At 72.9% G+C, this 18,995-nt stretch carries 19 protein-coding genes; 10 read left to right on the forward strand and 9 right to left on the reverse strand.

The window, feature by feature from the left end; genetic code table 11:
- The first annotated feature begins 146 nt into the window (after window positions 1-146).
- Together ACTMSW_RS04060 and ACTMSW_RS04065 are read left to right on the forward strand one after the other, a co-directional pair.
- Window positions 147-3,002: an aconitate hydratase gene (locus ACTMSW_RS04060; RefSeq protein ID WP_441179073.1), complete on the forward strand. Its 2,856-nt coding sequence runs from the start codon at window positions 147-149 to the stop codon at window positions 3,000-3,002.
- A 166-nt stretch (window positions 3,003-3,168) separates the two neighbouring features.
- A complete protein-coding gene (locus ACTMSW_RS04065) occupies window positions 3,169-3,417 on the forward strand; it encodes a DUF2630 family protein (protein ID WP_441179074.1) in 249 nt (82 codons plus the stop codon).
- Between the two features lie 39 nt (window positions 3,418-3,456).
- Here the strand turns inward: ACTMSW_RS04065 and ACTMSW_RS04070 are convergent, their stop codons facing one another.
- From ACTMSW_RS04070 to ACTMSW_RS04080, 3 genes are all read right to left on the reverse strand, one after another.
- On the reverse strand, window positions 3,457-4,389 hold the full coding sequence (locus ACTMSW_RS04070; protein WP_441179075.1) for a serine protein kinase RIO: 933 nt from the start codon (window positions 4,387-4,389) through the stop codon (window positions 3,457-3,459).
- Between the two features lie 155 nt (window positions 4,390-4,544).
- Entirely contained in the window at window positions 4,545-5,189 is a 645-nt protein-coding gene (locus ACTMSW_RS04075) for an HAD family hydrolase (RefSeq protein ID WP_441179076.1), read from the reverse strand.
- A gap of 62 nt (window positions 5,190-5,251) precedes the next feature.
- Window positions 5,252-6,115, reverse strand: a complete 864-nt coding sequence (locus tag ACTMSW_RS04080; RefSeq protein WP_441179077.1) for a carbon-nitrogen hydrolase family protein — start codon at window positions 6,113-6,115, stop codon at window positions 5,252-5,254.
- A 105-nt stretch (window positions 6,116-6,220) separates the two neighbouring features.
- On the opposite strand from ACTMSW_RS04080, the gene ACTMSW_RS04085 reads away from it, so the two are divergent.
- The 6 genes from ACTMSW_RS04085 (at window position 6,221) to mug (ending at window position 10,580) form a co-directional block, all read left to right on the forward strand.
- The gene (locus ACTMSW_RS04085; protein WP_441179078.1) at window positions 6,221-6,793 is read left to right on the forward strand and encodes a helix-turn-helix domain-containing protein; all 573 of its coding nucleotides are present in this window, start codon (window positions 6,221-6,223) and stop codon (window positions 6,791-6,793) included.
- A gap of 106 nt (window positions 6,794-6,899) precedes the next feature.
- Complete coding sequence (locus tag ACTMSW_RS04090) at window positions 6,900-7,799, forward strand: TIGR04222 domain-containing membrane protein (protein WP_441179079.1); 900 nt, start codon at window positions 6,900-6,902, stop codon at window positions 7,797-7,799.
- Window positions 7,796-8,614: a DUF692 domain-containing protein gene (locus ACTMSW_RS04095; protein WP_441179080.1), complete on the forward strand. Its 819-nt coding sequence runs from the start codon at window positions 7,796-7,798 to the stop codon at window positions 8,612-8,614. Before ACTMSW_RS04090 ends, ACTMSW_RS04095 begins: the two co-directional genes overlap by 4 nt.
- On the forward strand, window positions 8,611-9,057 hold the full coding sequence (locus ACTMSW_RS04100) for a hypothetical protein (RefSeq protein WP_441179081.1): 447 nt from the start codon (window positions 8,611-8,613) through the stop codon (window positions 9,055-9,057). Before ACTMSW_RS04095 ends, ACTMSW_RS04100 begins: the two co-directional genes overlap by 4 nt.
- A gap of 159 nt (window positions 9,058-9,216) precedes the next feature.
- Window positions 9,217-9,984 carry an SDR family oxidoreductase gene (locus ACTMSW_RS04105; RefSeq protein ID WP_441179082.1) on the forward strand — a complete coding sequence of 256 codons (768 nt, stop codon included), beginning with the start codon at window positions 9,217-9,219 and terminating at the stop codon, window positions 9,982-9,984.
- On the forward strand, window positions 9,984-10,580 hold the full coding sequence (mug, locus tag ACTMSW_RS04110; RefSeq protein WP_441179083.1) for a G/U mismatch-specific DNA glycosylase: 597 nt from the start codon (window positions 9,984-9,986) through the stop codon (window positions 10,578-10,580). The genes ACTMSW_RS04105 and mug overlap by 1 nt, the downstream gene beginning before the upstream one ends.
- Before the next feature lie 27 nt (window positions 10,581-10,607).
- Here the strand turns inward: mug and ACTMSW_RS04115 are convergent, their stop codons facing one another.
- From ACTMSW_RS04115 to ACTMSW_RS04125, 3 genes are all read right to left on the reverse strand, one after another.
- Entirely contained in the window at window positions 10,608-12,584 is a 1,977-nt protein-coding gene (locus ACTMSW_RS04115) for an ABC transporter ATP-binding protein (protein WP_441179653.1), read from the reverse strand.
- A 112-nt stretch (window positions 12,585-12,696) separates the two neighbouring features.
- Window positions 12,697-13,464, reverse strand: coding sequence for an enoyl-CoA hydratase/isomerase family protein (locus ACTMSW_RS04120; RefSeq protein WP_441179084.1), 768 nt, complete (start codon window positions 13,462-13,464; stop codon window positions 12,697-12,699).
- Window positions 13,465-13,510: 46 nt separating this feature from the next.
- Window positions 13,511-13,738: a helix-turn-helix domain-containing protein gene (locus tag ACTMSW_RS04125; protein ID WP_007462679.1), complete on the reverse strand. Its 228-nt coding sequence runs from the start codon at window positions 13,736-13,738 to the stop codon at window positions 13,511-13,513.
- A gap of 209 nt (window positions 13,739-13,947) precedes the next feature.
- On the opposite strand from ACTMSW_RS04125, the gene ACTMSW_RS04130 reads away from it, so the two are divergent.
- Complete coding sequence (locus ACTMSW_RS04130) at window positions 13,948-14,547, forward strand: cadmium resistance transporter (RefSeq protein WP_441179085.1); 600 nt, start codon at window positions 13,948-13,950, stop codon at window positions 14,545-14,547.
- A 21-nt stretch (window positions 14,548-14,568) separates the two neighbouring features.
- On the opposite strand, the gene ACTMSW_RS04135 is transcribed toward ACTMSW_RS04130, so the two are convergent.
- Complete coding sequence (locus tag ACTMSW_RS04135; RefSeq protein WP_441179086.1) at window positions 14,569-16,173, reverse strand: ABC-F family ATP-binding cassette domain-containing protein; 1,605 nt, start codon at window positions 16,171-16,173, stop codon at window positions 14,569-14,571.
- A 247-nt stretch (window positions 16,174-16,420) separates the two neighbouring features.
- On the opposite strand from ACTMSW_RS04135, the gene ypfJ reads away from it, so the two are divergent.
- A complete protein-coding gene (ypfJ, locus tag ACTMSW_RS04140) occupies window positions 16,421-17,335 on the forward strand; it encodes a KPN_02809 family neutral zinc metallopeptidase (RefSeq protein WP_441179087.1) in 915 nt (304 codons plus the stop codon).
- 67 nt (window positions 17,336-17,402) lie between these two features.
- Here ypfJ and ACTMSW_RS04145 read toward each other — a convergent pair whose 3' ends face one another.
- Together ACTMSW_RS04145 and ACTMSW_RS04150 are read right to left on the reverse strand one after the other, a co-directional pair.
- Window positions 17,403-18,056 (reverse strand): acVLRF1 family peptidyl-tRNA hydrolase, encoded by a 654-nt coding sequence (locus ACTMSW_RS04145; RefSeq protein WP_441179088.1) that lies wholly within the window; start codon window positions 18,054-18,056, stop codon window positions 17,403-17,405.
- Between the two features lie 113 nt (window positions 18,057-18,169).
- Window positions 18,170-18,766: a LysE family transporter gene (locus ACTMSW_RS04150; protein ID WP_441179654.1), complete on the reverse strand. Its 597-nt coding sequence runs from the start codon at window positions 18,764-18,766 to the stop codon at window positions 18,170-18,172.
- Window positions 18,767-18,995 lie beyond the last annotated feature (229 nt).

Consider the following 18,995-nt stretch of genomic DNA (forward strand, 5'->3'; position numbering starts at 1 on the left):
TCGCAGACGTGGGCGTGAGGTTGCATCAATAGCAAGACGGACGTACGGTTTTGTTAAGCACGGGGAACCAGCGGTAAGTGTCGCCTAACCACGGCGGCGCCCCGGCCCGTGCGACAGACTGCTCAGGACTACTCACGGTCGCTGGTGTGAAGGAGTACGACGTGGCGAGCCTCGACACCTTCGGTGCGAAGACCCAGCTACGCGTCGGAGACGCGAGCTACGAGATTTTCAAGATCGGCACGGTGGAGGGCCACGACCGGCTCCCCTACAGCCTGAAGGTCCTCCTGGAGAACCTGCTGCGGACCGAGGACGGCGCGAACATCACCGCCGACCACATCCGGCAGCTCGGCGGCTGGGATCCCGACGCCGACCCGAGCGTGGAGATCCAGTTCACCCCGGCCCGGGTGCTGATGCAGGACTTCACCGGCGTGCCCTGCGTGGTCGACCTGGCCACCATGCGCGAGGCCGTACGGGACCTCGGCGGCGACGCCACCAAGGTCAACCCCCTCGCTCCCGCCGAGCTGGTCATCGACCACTCGGTCATCGCCGACCTGTTCGGCCGTGAGGACGCCTTCGAGCGCAACGTCGAGCTGGAGTACGAGCGCAACAAGGAGCGCTACCAGTTCCTGCGCTGGGGGCAGACCGCGTTCAACGAGTTCAAGGTCGTCCCGCCGGGCACCGGCATCGTGCACCAGGTCAACATCGAGTACCTCGCCCGCACCATCATGGAGCGGGGCGGCCAGGCGTACCCGGACACCGTGGTCGGCACCGACTCGCACACCACGATGGTCAACGGCCTCGGCGTGCTCGGCTGGGGCGTCGGCGGCATCGAGGCCGAGGCCGCGATGCTCGGCCAGCCGGTCAGCATGCTGATCCCGCGGGTCGTCGGCTTCAAGCTGCACGGCGAGATGCCGGCCGGCACCACCGCCACCGACCTGGTCCTCACCATCACCGAGATGCTGCGCAAGCACGGTGTGGTCGGCAAGTTCGTCGAGTTCTACGGTCCCGGCGTGAGCGCCGTCCCGCTGGCCAACCGCGCCACCATCGGCAACATGTCCCCGGAGTACGGCTCCACCGTCGCGATCTTCCCGATCGACGCCGAGACCGTCCGCTACCTGGAGCTGACCGGCCGCGACCCGCAGCAGGTCGCGCTCGTCGAGGCGTACGCCAAGGAGCAGGGCCTCTGGCACGACCCGGACCACGAGCCGGAGTACTCCGAGCGCCTCGAACTGGACCTGAGCACCATCGAGCCCTCCCTGGCCGGCCCGAAGCGCCCGCAGGACCGGGTGCCACTGGGCAGCGCCAAGACGCTGTTCCGCGCCTCCCTGACCGACTACGTGGCGGCCGACGAGACCGGCGGCGACCCGGACCGCAAGTCCGGCGTGCCGCAGCAGGAGAAGCCGTTCGGGGTGGCCGGTCACGCCGACGAGGCCAGCGCCGAGTCCTTCCCGGCCAGCGACTCCCCCGCCAACGGCGTCAACGACCCGGCCGACGCCCCGCGTGACCTGGAGACCGCGGCGGTCGGCTCCGGTGGCCGCGCCAGCAACCCGACCCGGGTCACCGGCGCCGACGGCGCCGAGTACGAGCTGGACCACGGCGCCGTGGTGATCGCGGCGATCACCTCCTGCACCAACACGTCCAACCCGCAGGTCATGATCGGCGCGGCCCTGCTGGCCCGCAACGCCGTCGAGAAGGGCCTGACCCGCAAGCCGTGGGTGAAGACCACCCTGGCCCCGGGTTCCAAGGTCGTCATGGACTACTACGAGCGGGCCGGCCTGACGCCGTACCTGGAGAAGCTCGGCTTCCACCTGGTCGGCTACGGCTGCACCACCTGCATCGGCAACTCCGGGCCGCTGCCGGAGGAGGTCTCCGCCGCCGTCAACGACGCCGACCTCGCCGTCGTCTCGGTCCTGTCCGGCAACCGCAACTTCGAGGGCCGGATCAACCCGGACGTCAAGATGAACTACCTGGCGTCCCCGCCGCTGGTGGTCGCGTACGCGCTCGCCGGCACCATGGACATCGACCTGGCCAACGAGCCGATCGGTGAGGACGGCGAGGGCAACCCGGTCTTCCTCCGGGAGATCTGGCCGAACTCCGCCGAGATCCAGGACGTCATCGCCTCGGCGATCGGCGCCACCGGGTTCAGCGCGGCGTACGCCGACGTGTTCGCCGGCGACGAGCGCTGGCAGTCGCTGCCCACCCCGACCGGCGACACCTTCGCCTGGGACGGCGACTCCACCTACGTCCGCAAGCCCCCGTACTTCGAGGGCATGGAGCGGGAGCCGAAGGCCGTCGCCGACATCTCCGGCGCCCGGGTGCTGGCCAAGCTGGGCGACTCGGTCACCACCGACCACATCTCCCCGGCCGGTTCGATCAAGGCCGACTCCCCCGCCGGGAAGTACCTCGCCGAGCACGGCGTGCCGCGCCACGAGTTCAACTCGTACGGCTCACGCCGGGGTAACCACGAGGTGATGATCCGGGGCACCTTCGCCAACATCCGGCTGCGCAACCAGCTCGTTCCGGGTGTGGAGGGCGGTTTCACGGTCAACCACCTGACCGGCGAGCAGAGCTCCATCTACGACGCCTCGGTCGCCTACCAGTCCGCCGGCATCCCGCTGGTCGTCCTGGCCGGCAAGGAGTACGGCTCCGGCTCGTCGCGCGACTGGGCGGCCAAGGGCACGATGCTGCTCGGTGTCCGCGCGGTCATCGCCGAGTCGTACGAGCGGATCCACCGCTCGAACCTCATCGGGATGGGCGTCCTGCCGCTGCAGTTCCCCGCCGGCGAGACCGCCGAGTCGCTGGGCCTGACCGGCACCGAGACGTTCTCGGTCACCGGCGTGACCGCGCTGAACGACGGCGAGACGCCGCGTACGGTCAAGGTCACCACCGACAGCGGCGTCGAGTTCGACGCGGTGGTCCGGATCGACACCCCGGGTGAGGCGGACTACTACCGCCACGGCGGCATCCTGCAGTACGTGCTGCGCCGCATGATCGCCAACTGACGCACCACGGACGAAGGGCCCGTTCCCCGGTGGGGGCGGGCCCTTCGGCGTACGAGGGTGAGGGCCGATCGCACCTCGTCGCGCCACGCGTCCCGGACGCGACGTCCTGCGGTTCGGTGGCCACCGAATGCGGGCGCACCGGGGCACCCTGTGCCAGGCTCAGGGCATGGACGACAAGACCATCCTGAACCGGATCTCCGAACTCGTCGACGAGGAGCACCAGCTGCGCGCCGACGCGCAGGCCCACGAGACGGGCACCGACGACGACGCCCGCGAGCGGCTCCGCGCGCTGGAGGAATCCCTGGACCAGTGCTGGGACCTGCTGCGCCGGCGGCGGGCAGCCCGGCAGACCCACGGCGACCCCGACGCCCAGGGCGTACGCCCCAGGCCGGAGGTCGAACGCTACCTCCAGTGACGGTCGTCCCGGGCGGCCTAGGGCCGCCCGGGACACACCTCAGCGGATTCCCGCCTCCCGCAGCAGCATCTCGGTCAGCGCCGCCGGATCGGCGGCGGAGGCCGGGATCCCCCGGGCCACGAACCAGGTGGCGACCACCCGCACGTCACGGGCCAGGAACTCCGGCCCCTGCGGGTTGGCCACCACGTCGACCACCTGCGGCAGGTCGATGAGCACCAGCCGGCCCCCGTGCACGAGCAGGTTGTACGGGGAAAGGTCACCGTGCGCGTAGCCGGCGCGGGCGAGCACCACCAGTGCGTCGACCAACTGCTGCCAGAGGTCCCGCACCTCGTCCGGTCCGGGTCGCAGCTGCGCCAGCCGGGGTGCGGCGGTCCCCTCCTCGGCGTCACCGAGGAACTCCAGCATCAGTTCGGTGCCGCGCACCTGCACCGGGTACGGGACGGTGATCGTCCCGTACCGGGAGCCGATCTCCCAGAGTCGGGCCAGCGCGGCGAACTCGGCCGCCGCCCACTGCCCGGCGATCATCTCGCGGCCGAACGCCGTCCGGCCGGCCATCGCGCGGTTCTCCCGGGACCGGCGGACCCGGCGCCCCTCCAGGTAGCCGGCGTCCCGGTGGAACAGCCGGTGCTGGGCGTCCCGGTAACGCTTGACGGCCAGCAGGCAGGACCGGTCGGTGCCGGGGACGGCCCGGCGGACCAGGTGGACGTCGGCCTCCTTGCCGGTCTTGAGCACACCGAGTTCGGTGTCCTTCGCGGCCAGCTCGGTGACCAGCCAGTCCGGGTAGGGCTCCGGACCGTGGACGGCGCCGTCCCACGACGACCAGCGCTCCCCGGTGTCGGGATCGGGCTCGTCGTCGGGATCGGTCAGGACCGGCTGGGCCGGCCCGCGCTTCAGGAACTGTGGTTCGTCGTCGTCGAAGCGGCGCTTGCCGCGGGTACGGCGCTCGGGCGCCGGAAGGTCGTGATCGCGCACTGCGGGTGTGATCCCTTGTTCGAGGCTGATGGAGGCAGGTGGAAGCGACCTGCAAAGACGGCCATGACCGACCTCCTTCCCTCGACCGGGCGCACGCCCGGTGTGCACGTTGCGCCGACCATGCTCGCGATCCACCGGCCCGGCGGTCAACCGAATTACGCCCCCAGCACGGTGGCGACGGCGGCGATCACGCCGTCGACGGTGCGGGTGGGCGCGAAGCGCGTGTCGGTCCACGGCCTGCCCCGGTGCAGCCACACGCTGGGCAGGCCGACCGCCGCGGCACCGCCGATGTCCGCCTCCGGGCTGTCGCCGATCACCCAGGCGCCGCGCAGCGGCATCCGTACCCGCTGGGCGGCCAGGGCGAAGATCCGCGGGTTGGGCTTGCTGACCCCGGCCTCCTCGGAGATCACCCAGTCCGCGACGTAGCGGTCCAGCCCGGTCTGCCGGATCTTCGCGTCCTGCTGACGTACCGAGCCGTTGGTGACCACCACCGGCACCCAGCCCGCGTCGTCGGCGATCCGCAGGGCGCAGGCGACCAACGGGTCCAGCCGCGTGTTGGCGGCAACCCCGTCGTGCAGTTCCTCGACCAGGTCGATGGACGGTATCCGCAGCGCGTACCGGTCCCGGATGGCGTCCGCGATGTCCCACCGGTTGGTGAGCCCGTCCGCGTCGACCGAGAGCAGCCAGTCGATGTCGGTGGGCGGCGCCCCGATGCCGGACAGGAACCGCTCGCCCCAGGCGCGGAACGGCCCGGCCCGGTCGAGCAGGGTGTTGTCCAGGTCGAGCAGGAGCAGCGGCACTCGCGCACCTTACGGGACTGCGGTGTCCGACCGACAGGGCCGTGGACCCCACCACCGTCCGTTCAGACCGTCAACGCCGAACGGGTGAGGCCCTGGTCGGCGAGGCGGTCGAGGAGCATGGCGTGGGCCGCCCGGGTCGCCGCGAGTGCGGCCGGGTCGAGCGCGACGACCAGCACCTCCTCGCCCTCGTCCGCCGCGCGGGCCAGCGGCCGGCCCTCCGGGTCGTACACCGCCGCGCCACCGTTGAACCGCCACGGGTCGGTGCCGCCGACGGCGTTGGCGAACACCACGTACATCGTGTTGTCCAGGGCACGGGCGGCGTAGTAGAGGTCCCGACGGTGCTCGGAGCCGGCGAGGTAGCCGCTCGGGCACAGGTACCCGTGGGCCCCGTCGTCGGCGGCGGCCCGCCCGTGCTCCGGGAAGCAGCCGTCGTAGCAGATGCCGAGGCCGAGCCGCCAGTCCTCCACGAGCAGCGTGGCGCCCCGGTCGCCGGGGTGGAACAGCTCCCGCTCACCGCCCCAGAGCTGCTGCTTGTCGTAGGCGACCCGGACCGCCCCGGTCGGGTCGACCAGCAGGGACGAAATCGTCCGACGGCCGTCGGGGTGCCGGACCGCCGCCCCGACCAGCACCGCCGTGCCACCGTCGCGGGCCGCCGCGCGCAGCGGCGCCAGGCGGGGGTCGTCCACACGCCCGTCGTGGTCGGCCACCACGTCCGTGCCGGCCAGGTCCGCGGCGAGGGTCGGCGGATGGTACGCGGGCAGGAACAACTCGGGCAGTACGGTCACCCGGGCACCCCGGTCGGCGGCCTGGCGGGCGAGGCGCGCGGCAGTGAGCGCGTTGGCGGCCACGTCACCCGGGACCGGCTCGGCCTGGGCGGCGGCGACGGTCAGGGGTGCGGCGGGAACTGCGGCGGGGGGCGGCGGCACGGGGCGATCCTAACCGGACCGAACCGGCCCGGGTGATCGTCGCGAGCAGGCTGCAAGCCGTACGTACGGTTTGCGTGGCCGGTTGTCACCTGACACGATCGACCCGTGCCCAGAGTAAGTCAGGACCAGCTCGACGCGCGTCGCCAGGAGATCCTGGCCGCGGCGCGGGCGTGCTTCGCCCGGCACGGCTACGAGGGCGCCACGGTGCGCCGGCTCGAGGAGGCGACCGGCCTGTCCCGGGGCGCGATCTTCCACCACTTCCGCGACAAGGACTCGCTCTTCCTCGCGGTCGCCGAGGACGACGCCGCCGTCATGGTCGAGACCGTCGCCCGCAACGGTCTGGTCCAGGTCATGCGCGACCTGCTGGCCCGGGCGACGTCACCGGACACCACCGGCTGGCTCGGCAGCCAGCTGGAGGTCTCCCGCCGGCTCCGGACCGATCCGGCGTTCGCCCGGCGGTGGACGGAACGGTCGGCCGCGATCGCCGAGGCGACCCGGGACCGGTTGGCCCGCCAGCGGGACGCGGGCGTGCTGCGCGAGGACGTGCCGATCGCGGTGCTGGCGCAGTTCCTCGAACTCGCCTACGACGGCCTGGTGCTGCACCTCGCGATGGGCCGCCCGGCCGGCGACCTCGATCCGGTGCTGGATCTCGTCGAGGAGGCGGTCCGCCGCCGCTGAGCGCACTCCACGTCTCGGCTTGGTAACTCGGCGTCCGGGCCGGTTCGGAGGTGGCGGCGCGGCTCCACAATGAGGCGGCGATCCTCCTCGTACGACAGGAGCAGTCATGACCGTCCTCGCCGCCCCGGACGCCACGTGGGGCATCCCCGGTCCCGTCTTCCTCGGCCTCTACCTGCTGGCCGCCCTGGTGGTCGTCGTCGGCACCCGGGTTCACCGCTCCCGGCTCCTCGCCGGCCAGCGTGGCCTCGCGGTCGACCAGCTCGGTCCGCAGCAGGTCGCGTACCTCAACGGCGGTGACCTGGTCGCCGTCCTGGCGTCCCTCGGTGGCCTGCGCGGCAGCGGCGTGGTCGGCGTACGCCCCGACCGGCGGCTGGCCGTCGGCGCACAGCTGCCCAGCGGGGTGACGCCGCTGGACCAGGCGGTCTACCACGCCGCCCGGCGCAACCTGCACTCCCGGGAGCTGGTCCGGGACGAGTGGGTCGCCCGCGCCCTCACGGAGCTGCGGGAGGGTCTCCAGCGGCAGGGCCTGGCCCTCACGCCCGACCAGCGCAGGGCCGCCCGGACCGGGTCGAAGGTGCTGCTCGCGCTGCTGCTGCTCGGCGGCCTCCGCATGGCCGCCGGCCTGGCCAACGACCGGCCGATCGGGTTCCTGGTGGTCGCCCTCCTCGCCGTGGCCGTCGCCATGGTGCTGCTGTCCCGGGTTCCGTGGCGCACCCGCGCGGCCGATGCCGTGCTGCGCGAACTGCGCCTGCTCAACGCCCACCTCGCCCCCGCGTCCTCCCCGGCCTACGCCACGTACGGCCCGGCCGGCGCCGCGATGAGCGTGGCTCTCTTCGGTGCCGCGTCCCTGTGGGCCCTCGACCCGACCTTCGCCGAGCAGGCCGAGATCCAGCGGCAGGCGGCGATCAGCGCGGGCGGCTCGTCCGGCTGCAGCGGCGGCAGCTCCTGCAGTGGCGGCAGCTCCTGCGGTGGCGGTGGTGGCGGTGGCGGCGGGTGCGGCGGATGATCGGGCCGTCCGGCGTGGGCATCGGCTGGCGACCGGAGATCGCGGGCTTCGTCGCCGACCTGCCGGGCCTGCGCTTCGTCGAGGTGGTGGCCGAGTCGGTGCCCGCCGACGGGCCGCTCCCGGACGGGCTGGCGGCCCTCCGCGAGCGGGACGTCACCGTCGTACCGCACGGGGTGCGGCTCTCCCTCGGCGGCGCGGAGCCGGTCGACCCGGATCGCGTCGCGCACCTCGCGTCGGTGGCGCACCAGCTGGACGCCCCGCTGGTCAGCGAGCACATCGCCTTCGTCCGCGCCGGCGACCGGGAGGCGGGCCACCTGCTGCCGCTGCCCCGCAGCAGGGAGGCGGTCGATGCGGTCTGCGCCAACGTGGCCCGGGCGCAGGCGCAGCTGCCGGTGCCGATCGCGCTGGAGCCGATCGCGGCGCTGTTCGACTGGCCCGACGACGAGCTGGACGAGGCCGCGTTCCTCACCGAGATCCTCGACCGCACCGGCGCGCTCCTGCTGCTCGACGTGGCCAACGTGTACGCCAACGCCCGCAACCGGGGCACCGACCCGGTCGCCCTGCTCGACCGGCTGCCGCTGGACCGGGTCGCGTACGTGCACGTCGCGGGCGGCGCCGAGCACGGCGGCTTCTACCACGACACGCACACCGATCCGGTCCCGTCGCCGGTGCTCGACGTGCTGGGTGACCTGTGCGCCCGGCACCGCCCGCCGGCGCTGCTGCTGGAGCGCGACGGGTACTACCCACCCGCGCCGGAGCTCCGCGCCGAGCTGGACGCCCTCGCCCGGGTGTCCGGGTATCCGGTGGTGACGTGACCGGCGACCTGGCCGCCCGGCAGGCCGAGCTGGTGGCGGCCCTGGTGGCCGGCGGACCGGACCCGGCCGGTTTCGACCCGGCCGCGCTGGCTGCCGCCCGCGCCGCCCTGCTGCGCAAACGCGCCGGTGACGTGGCACGGCACTGGCCGCTGCTCGCCGCCGGTCTCGGCGCCGACTGGCCGCGCACCTTCGCCCGATGGGCGACCGGGCGGCCCACCGCCGGGTCGTTGCGCGACGGCTGGGACCTGGCCCGGGAGCTGCGCGACCGGGGGACGTTGCCGCCGCTGGGCGCCGACGAGCTGGCGGTACGCGAGGCCACCGACCGCTACGACGGACACCGCCCGCCACGTCACCGCCGACTACCGGCCTGGGGACGCGCCGCCGGCGCCGTCGCGATCCAGATCGCCGGCCACGTACACCTCCTCCACCCCGCCCCCCGCTGACCCCAGCCCCCGCCCCGCCCCCGCCCCCGCCCCGCGATCTTGCAGTTTCGGTCGCCTTCTTGTCGTTCGTGAACCGTTTTGACCGGGCAGGAAGTGCATGATCGCGGGTTCCGGGTGCGTCGGATGCCGGCACCGGGCGGTTGCGGCAGGATCGACGGCATGGATCTCGGACTGACCGACCGGGTGTTCGTCCTGACCGGAGCCTCGCGGGGGCTGGGGTACGCGACCGCGCGCTGCCTCGTGGACGACGGGGCGAAAGTCGTGCTCTCCGCCCGGGACGGCGACGCGGTGGCCGCCGCCGCGCGGGACCTCGGCGGGCCGGAGCACGCCGTGGGGCTGACCGCCGACCTGGCCGACCCGGAGGCGCCAGCGCGTCTGGTGGCGACGGCGCGGGACCACTTCGGCCGGCTCGACGGGGCGCTGGTCTCGGTCGGCGGTCCCCCGCCGGGCACCGCCGCGTCCGTCGACGACGGGCAGTGGCGGCAGTCCTTCGAGACGGTCTTCCTCGGTACCATCCGCGTCGTACGGACGGTCGCCGGCGTCCTGGCCGAGGCTGACGGCGGCGCTATCGGCCTGGTGCTGTCCACCTCGGCGCGTTCCCCGGTGCCCGGGCTGGGCATCTCCAACGGCCTGCGGCCCGGCCTGGTCGGAATGGCGAAGGACGTCGCCGACGAGTACGGCCCCCGGGGCGTACGCGTCGTGGGGCTGTTGCCCGGACGGATCCGGACCGACCGCAGCGAGCAGTTGTTCGCCGCCGCCCCCGACCCCGAGCGGGCGCGCACCGAGGCCGAGGCGGGCATCCCGCTGCGGCGGATCGGCGAGCCGGCGGAGTTCGGCCGGGTGGCCGCGTTCGTACTCTCCCCCGCCGCCGGGTACCTGACCGGGATCACCGTCCCGATCGACGGTGGCGCCCTGCGGAGCCTGTGATGGCCGGGCCGGACCCCACCGGGCAGCGGAGACGCGCGGCCCGGACGTACCCGCGGCCCACCCGCGAGGAGCTGGCCGCGGCGGCGGAGCGGACCCTTCCCGACGTCATCGCACCCGGTCTGGACGTGCTGTTCGTCGGCATCAACCCCGGCCTGTGGTCGGCCGCGACCGGGTGGCACTTCGCCCGTCCCGGCAACCGGTTCTGGCCGGCGCTGCACCGGGGAGGGTTCACGCCCCGGTTGCTGCACCCCAGCGAGCAGGACGAGCTGCCCGGGTACGGCCTGGGGATCACCAACATGGTGGCCCGGGCCAGCGCCCGGGCCGACGAGCTGACCGCCGCCGAGCTGGTCGGCGGGGCCCGGATACTCACCGACAAGGTGGAGCGGTACCGGCCCCGGTGGGTCGCCGTGGTCGGGGTGACCGCCTACCGTGTCGGATTCGCCCGACCGAAGGCGGCCTTCGGGCCGCAGCCGGAGCCGCTCGCCGGTGCCCGACTCTGGGTCCTGCCCAACCCCAGCGGCCTGAACGCGCACTTCACCCCGGAGACCCTCGGCGCTGCCTTCGGCGAGCTACGAGCGGCAGTCACCACCGGGTGAGGCGTCCGGACCCGGACGGGCGACCCGTCAGTTGGCCGAGGCCGGCGGCAGGGCGTCGTCCGGGAGGTACGACCGCATCGGCAGGGTCACCGGCTCCGGGCCGGTCGCGTCGACGTACGGGGTGGGCGAGTCGGCGACCGCGAACTGGGTACGGTACAGCTCGGCGTAGAGCCCGCCCACCGCGACCAGCTCGTCGTGCCGGCCCCGCTCGACGATCCGCCCCTCGTCGAGGACGAGAATCTGGTCGGCGTCGCGCACCGTGGAGAGCCGGTGTGCGATGACCAACGCGGTACGACCGGTCAGCGCCACCGAGAGGGCCCGCTGCACCGCCGCCTCGCTCTCCGAGTCGAGGTGGGCGGTCGCCTCGTCGAGGATGACGATCGACGGGGCCTTGAGCAGCAGGCGGGCGATCGCGATGCGCTGCTTCTCGCCGCCGGAGAAGCGGTAGCCCCGCTCTCCGACGGTGGTGTCCAGGCCGTCCGGCAGCGCACGCACCAGGTCGGCGACCTGGGCGCCCGCCAACGCCGCCCAGATCTCGTCGTCGGTGGCGTCCGGCTTGGCGTAGCGGAGGTTCTCCGCGATCGTCTCGTGGAACAGGTGGGAGTCCTGGGTGACGACGCCGATCTCGTCGCGCAGCGAGTCCAACGTGGCGTCCCGTACGTCGACCCCGCCGACCAGCACCTGCCCGTCGGTCACGTCGTAGATCCGGGAGATCAGCATCGACAGCGTCGACTTGCCGGCACCGGAGGGACCCACCAGGGCGATCATCTGCCCGGGCTCGACGCCGAACGAGACGCCCTTGAGCACCGGCTCGTTGACCGTACGGTCCAGCGCGGCGACCTCCTCCAGGCTGGCGAGGGAGATCTCGGCGGCGCTCGGGTAGCGGAAGAACACGTCGCGGAACTCGACCCGACCGCTGCCCCGGGGCACCGGCACGGCGGCCGGCTTCTCCTCGATGCCGGGCCGCAGGTCGAGCACCTCGAAGACCCGGTCGAAGGAGACCAGCGCGCTCATCACGTCCACCCGGACGTTGGACAGCGCGGTGAGCGGGCCGTACAGGCGGGTGAGCAGCAGCGCCAGGGTCACGACCGTGCCGGCGCTGACGTTGCCGGTGACCGCGAGCCAGCCGCCGAGGCCGTAGGTGAGCGCCTGGGCCAGCGACGCGACCAGCAGCATGGCCACGAAGAACGTCCGGGAGTACATCGCGGACTGGATGCCGATGTCCCGGACCCGCTCGGCCCGGTCGAAGAAGCGGCGGGCCTCGACGTCGGGCCGGCCGAAGAGCTTGACCAGCAGGGCGCCCGCGACACCGAACCGCTCGGTCATCGTCGCGTTCATCTTCGCGTCGAGGTCGTACGACTCGCGGGTGATCTCGGCGAGCCGCTTGCCGACGCGGCGGGCCGGGATGATGAAGATCGGCAGCAGCACCAGCGAGAGGGCCGTGATCTGCCAGGAGAGGGTGAACATCACCGCGGCGGTGAGCACCAGCTGGATGACGTTGCTGACCACCCCGGACAGCGTCGAGGTGAACGCCCGTTGCGCGCCGAGCACGTCGTTGTTCAGCCGGCTGACCAGCGCACCGGTCTGGGTGCGGGTGAAGAACTGCAGCGGCATCCGCTGGACGTGGTCGTAGACGCGGGTACGCAGGTCGAGGATGATGCCCTCGCCGATGCGGGCCGAGTACCACCGCTGGACCAGCGACAGCAGAGCGTCGACCACCGCCAGCGCGGCGATGAACAGCGCGAGCCGGACCACCAGCGCGCCGGCCTCGGAGCCGCCCCGGTTGATGGCGTTGATGACGTCACCGGCGAGCACCGGGGTGGCGACACCGATGATCGCGGCCAGCACCACCGTCACGAGGAAGACCACGATGTCGCGCCGGTACGGCTGGGCGAAGGCCACGATCCGTCGGGCGACACCGCGCTTGAGCCGGTGCGTGGAGATCTCGTCGCGGTTGCGCATCGACCGGAGCATGCTCCAACCGACCATGCCACCGCCGGACATCGGGTTGGACACACTCACCTCCGGGTCGTCGGGCTGACCGCGTCGTCAGGTCGATTCTCCCGACGACTGTGACAACCTCGGTCGTAACCCGGATCTTCCCGAACGGTCCTTACTATTCTCCGCGACCGGCGAGATCACGCAGCCGGCGGGTCTGCGCCTCCCGCTCGGCCCGCTGCTGCTCGGCGGCGGACCGACCGGTCGCGCCGGCGATCAGGGCCTTGATCTCCACGACGGCGTCCCGGTTGCCGGCCAGCAGACCGGCGGTGAGGTCGCGGACGGCGACGTCCAGCTCCGCGGTCGGCACGACCAGGGTGGCCAGGCCGATCCGGTCGGCCTCGGCGGCGTCCATCCGGCGACCGGTCGCGCAGATCTCCAGGGCCCGCGAGTAGCCGACGAGATCGACCAGGCGCTTGGTGCCGGCGAGGTCGGGCACCAGCCCGAGCGTCACCTCGGCCATGGAGAACTTGGCGTCCTCGGCCAGGACGCGCAGGTCACAGGCCAGCGCGAGCTGGAAGCCGGCACCGATGGCGTGCCCCTGCACGGCGGCCACCGAGATGACGTCCGGGCGGTGCAGCCACGTGAAGCCGGCCTGGAACTCGGCGATCCGGTCGGCGCACTCCTGCTCGGGCAGGGTGGCGAGCTCGGCGAAGGAGCCTGGCCCGGAGGCACCGGCCACCGACAGGTCGAGGCCGGCGGAGAACGCCCGCCCCTCGCCGCGGACGACCACGACGCGGACGTCGCCCGGAAGATCCCGGGAGAACTCGCTCATCGCCCGCCACATCGCCGGGGTCTGGGCGTTGAGCACGTCGGGCCGACACAACGTGACCGTTGCGACCGGCCCGTCGCATTCCAGCCGAACCCCGGTCGCCTCGGCGGTCACCGGGCGGCCCGGGGCGCGGCGCTGATGGACGACGCTGGTGGGCGGGTCACGCCTTCTTGCGGCGCCGGGCGCCGCCGCGCTGCCGCAGCTGCACCCCGGACTCGGTGAGCACCCGGTGGATGAACCCGTAGGATCGTCCGGTCGAGGCTGCGAGCGCACGGATGCTCTCGCCCGAGGTGTACCGCTTTACCAGGTCCTTGGCGAGCGTCTGACGCTCGGCTCCGACGATCCGGCGACCCTTCTCAGTGCTGGTGGCTGTGCCGGTGGCTGCCATGCTGTGTCCTCACGTCCCAGACTGTGCGGTTCGGATACGGTCCCACCTATTAGACCGCCTCGAACGATCATGCGCCAGATATCAACTCTTCGCCAACCGACACGCTATGCAATGTCAGCTTCCCGATAGCGTGATCCCGCCGACCGGCCCCACCGCCCGCGCCGTCGGCGTGTCGTGCCCCGGCCCCGCCGGGCCGTACGCTTCGCAGCGTGATCGACCTGCTCGGCACCGCGGCCGGCGCGGCACTGGTCTTCGCCGCTACCGACATCGACGACATCGTCATCCTGACGCTGTTCTTCGTCGCCGCCCGCAGCACGGGCCGGCCGCGCACCGGGCAGATCGTCGCCGGGCAGTACCTCGGCATCGGCGCGCTCGTCCTGGCCAGCGCGGTCGTCGCGGCCGGGCTGCTGGTGGTCCCCGATCCGTGGACCGGTCTGCTCGGCCTGCTGCCGATCGCGCTGGGCGTCCGCGCGCTGCGGACCTCCGACGACGACGAGGCCCCGACGGTGGTGACCGGGACACTCGGGGTGGCCGGCGTGACGATCGCCAACGGCGCGGACAACGTCGCCGTCTACGTCCCGGTGTTCCGGGCTCTCGGCCCGGCCGACAGCGGCGTCTTCCTGCTCGTGTTCGTCATGCTGATCGCCCTGTGGTGTGCCGCCGCGGCCTGGCTCGGCAGACATCCGCGGGTGACCCGGGTGGTGGCGCGGGCCGGCCACTGGCTGGTCCCCACGATCTTCATCGCCATCGGCGTGGTGATCCTGGTCAGCTCGGGCGTCGTCGGTCACCTGCTCGACCGGGTCGGCTGACCGGCCCGCGACCGGCGGCGGTCAGGCCAGCTCGACCAGCTCCAGGAGGTCGTCGCTCCAGGCGTCCTCGTCGCCGTCGGGAAGCAGGATGGCCCGGTCCGGCTTGAGCGCCATGACGGCGCCCGGGTCGTGGGTGACCAGCACGATCGCGCCGGGGTAACGGGCGATCGCGTCGAGCACCTGCTCGCGGCTGACCGGGTCGAGGTTGTTCGTGGGCTCGTCGAGCAGCAGGACGTTCGCGCCGGAACAAACCAGGGTGGCCAGCGCCAGCCGGGTCTTCTCCCCGCCGGACAGCACCCCGGCGGGCTTGTCCACGTCCTCGCCCGAGAAGAGGAACGCGCCGAGGATCTTGCGCAGATCGGTGTCCGTCTGCTCGGAGGCGGCGCTGCGCATGTGCTCCAGGATCGTCCGCTCCACGTCCAGCGTCTCGTGCTCCTGCGCGTAGTAGCCCAGCCGCAGGCCGTGGCCCGGGTGCACCGCGCCGGTGTCCGGCTCCAGCAGGCCGCCGAGCATCCGCAGCAGCGTGGTCTTGCCGGCGCCGTTCAGCCCCAGGATCGCCACCCGCGACCCGCGGTCGACCGCGACGTTCACGTCGGTGAAGATCTCCAGCGACCCGTACGACTTCGACAGCCCGGTGGCGGTCAGCGGGGTCTTGCCGCAGGGGGCCGGGTTCGGGAAGCGCACCTTGGCCACCTTGTCGGCGACGCGTACCTCGTCCAGCCCGGCGATCAGCTTCTCGGCCCGTCGGGCCATGTTCTGCGCCGCGACCGTCTTGGTGGCCTTGGCCCGCATCTTGTCGGCCTGCGCCATCAGGGCGCCGGCCTTCTTCTCGGCGTTGGCCCGCTCCCGACGGCGGCGGCGCTCGTCGGTCTCGCGGGCCTCCAGGTACGCCTTCCAGCCCAGGTTGTAGACGTCGACCACCGAGCGCGTGGCGTCGAGGAACCAGACCTTGTTGACCACCGACTCCAACAGCGACCCGTCGTGGGAGATCACGATCAGGCCGCCCTTGTGGTTGGCGAGGAACCCCCGCAGCCAGGTGATCGAGTCGGCGTCGAGGTGGTTGGTGGGCTCGTCGAGCAGCAGGATGCCGCCGCCGTTCTCGCCGGCGTCGCGGAACAGGATCCGGGCCAGCTCGATGCGGCGGCGCTGACCGCCGGAGAGGGTGCCGATGGTCTGGGCGAGGGCCCGGTCGGGCAGCCCGAGGTTCGCGCAGATGCGCGCGGCCTCGGCCTCGGCGGCGTACCCGCCGAGGGCGGCGAACTGGTCCTCCAGGGCGCCGTAGCGGCGGACCAGCTTGTCGCTGGCGTCCTCGGCGAGCTTGGCCTCGATCTCCTTCATCTGGGCCATCAGCACGTCCAGCCCTCGCGCGGAGAGCACCCGGTCCCGCCCGGTGGCCTCCAGGTCGCCGGTGCGCGGGTCCTGGGGGAGGTAGCCGATGGCGCTGCGGCGGTCGATCTGGCCGGCGTACGGCTGCCCCTCGCCGGCGAGCACCTTGAGCGTGGTGGTCTTGCCGGCACCGTTGCGGCCGACCAGGCCGATCCGGTCGCCCGGCTGCACCCGCAGCGTGGTGTCGGACAGCAGGATACGAGCGCCGGCACGGAGCTCCAGGCCGGTGGCAGTGATCATCTCGACGGACTCGCTCTCGGGGTCTGGAAGGGCTGACTCAGGCACGCGAAAGCGCCGGCGGACGCGGTGGGTCCGTCGGCGCGGGGCGGTTCAGCCTTCGCAGAGCAGCACCCGACAAGTGTACCGGGCGCCGTCGGGTGACCCCGCCGGATTACCAGCCAAGATCATCGGGTACGGAAACCGTCGTCCGGACCCCGTCCGGTACCGCAACCACCACAACTGGACCACACGGGTGATCGGGGTAGGTATGGAGCTGAACGAGAATGCGCGGATCGACACCAGTCAGGTGGACGACCGGCGAGGGTCGGGCCGAGGCGGCGGGGTCGGCGGGATCCCCATTCCCATCGGCGGTGGGCGCGGCGGCGTCGTCGGCATCGTCATCGCCGTGCTGGTGGCCCTCGTCGGCGGCGGTTTCGGCCTGAACGCGGCCACCAACGGCGGCGGCGAGCAGGGCGACAACACGTCGTTGGAGCAGGCGTGCGCCGCCGAGAACGCGCTCGACAAGCTCGAATGCCGCAACACCCTGTACGTCAACTCCATCCAGGCGTACTGGCGAACCGCCCTGCCGCAGGCGTTCGGTGAGCAGTACCTGCCCTCGGACACCGTCTTCTTCAGCCAGGGCGTCAGCACCGCCTGTGGCCAGGCCGACTCGGGCGTCGGCCCCTTCTACTGCCCGGCGGACTCCCTGGTCTACATCGACCTCACCTTCTACCGGGTGCTCGCCGACCAGCTCGGCGCCGAAGGTGAGTTCGCGCAGCCGTACGTGCTCGCCCACGAGTACGGCCACCATGTGCAGAACCTGCTCGGCACCAACGAGCAGGTGCGCCGCCAGCAGCAGCGGGACCCGAACAACGCCAACGCCCTGTCGGTCAAGCTGGAACTCCAGGCCGACTGCTACGCGGGCGCCTGGGCGAAGAACGCCACCGGCACCGCGGACGAGGGCGGTCAGAAGATCTTCACGAGCATCACCGAGCAGGACATCCAGCAGGGCGTCGACACCGCCGAGAAGATCGGCGACGACGCCATCTCCGAGCGGGCCAACCGGCCGGTGAACAAGGACGAGTTCACCCATGGCTCGTCGGCGCAGCGCCGCGAGTGGTTCACCCGCGGCTACGACAGCGGCGACCCGAAGTCCTGCGACACCTTCAAGGCAGGCGTCTGAGCGACCCGCCGTCCGGCGTTAGGAAGGGCCCCCTGTTATGCGGAAAGCGATAACAGGGGGCCCTTCCTTACGCCTCGTCGGGGTCCCGGACGAGGATGTGCACGGCGCGGGCGGCGGCCACCGCCGCGACGAGCACCGCGTGCCGGGGTTCCGGGACGTCGAGCAGGCGCTCGGACCGCAGCGCGGCCAGCGGCGCGAGCCGACGGTCGACCAGCACCGCGTCGACCGCCCGCCGGTCCCCGCCGCACACCAGCGCGGCGAGCGTTCCGGCCGCCGGTAGCAGCAGGCGTACGGCGAGGTCGACCGCGTCACCGGTGGCCGCCTTCGCCTGGTTGTCCCGCCGCCGGGCGAACCGCTGCTGGGACCAGCCGCCGGCCGCCGTGCGCCCCTGCACATAGCGGGTGTCCACCTTGGACACCGTCAGGTCGCTGCCGTCGGCGACGCCGACCGCGACCGCGCCCTTGCGGGCGAGCAGCAGGCCGATCCTGCGGGGCTCGACGGCGGCGGCCACGAAACCGTCGAGGTCACCGGCGCCCCGCGCGCCGGGCGGGGCGTGCAGCTCGGCGGTCGCGCCGTCCGGGGCGGCGAGCAGCATCCCGTACTCGTGGGGTGCCGTCCGGGGCGCGCCGTGCCGCCCGGCGAACCCCTCCACCCAGCGGGCGACGCGCCCTGGTTCCACGTCGACCCATCGCCCGCCACCCGCCGCAGCCCTGCTACCCATCACCCGAACCTACGACACCGTCCCCGGCCGGTGTGGGCGAGCAACTTCGGGGAAGGTGCTGCCTCCACGCTCCAGGTGACAGCATCTTCCCGGAAGTTGCAGCCCAGTCGTGGTCAACCCGCTAGGAGCATGGTGACGGCCAGCGTGGCGATGATGGCGCTTGAGAGCAGGGCGGTGATCATCCGGCCGCGCCGGCCCGCCAGCACCCGACCGATCAGGGTGCCGCCACCGGCCACCAGGAGTTGCCAGCTCGCCGAGGCGAGGAACGCCCCCAGCACGAACATGGCGGCGACACCCGGATCCGGGTCGGCGGCGTCGCTGCGCCCCAGGACGAGCGCCGCGAAGTAGACCACGGTCGCCGGGTTCAACAGGGTCAGGGCGAGCACACCGGCGAACGCCCGTGGCGCACTGTCCAGGCCGCGGCGCTGCACCGCCCGTACCGGCCGGGGACGAAGGGCCTGCCCGGCGGTGTGCGCGGCGAGACCGAGCAGCACCAGCGCCGCCACCACCCGCAGCGGACCGGCGACCGGGGCGATCGTCGCGGCCAGGGCCGCCCCGCCGAGCGCCGCCGCCGCGGCGTAAAGACCGTCGGCCGTGGCCACGCCGAGCGCGGCGGCGGCACCGACCCGGAACGACGTCCGCGCGGCCAGACCCATGACGAGCACGGCGATGGCGCCGACCGGGATCGCGACGCCGTACCCGGCGACCATCCCGGCCAGGAACGCCGCTGTCACGACGGTGGGCGGCGTGTCGGGGCGGACGCCGGAGCGGTCCGCTGTCGGCGCGCGGCGGTGGCCGCGCGGACAGGGACCTGCTTCGGGTACGCCTCGATCACACGACCATCCTCGGGCACCCGTCCGGGACCGGTCCACCGGATATCGCCCTGCGGCCCGGGTCAGCGCCCGGGCACAGCGGCGCAGGGCGTCCGGCCGGCAAGCC

Origin of the sequence: Micromonospora sp. BQ11 (genome assembly GCF_052068135.1) — a bacterium.
GTDB lineage: Bacteria > Actinomycetota > Actinomycetes > Mycobacteriales > Micromonosporaceae > Micromonospora.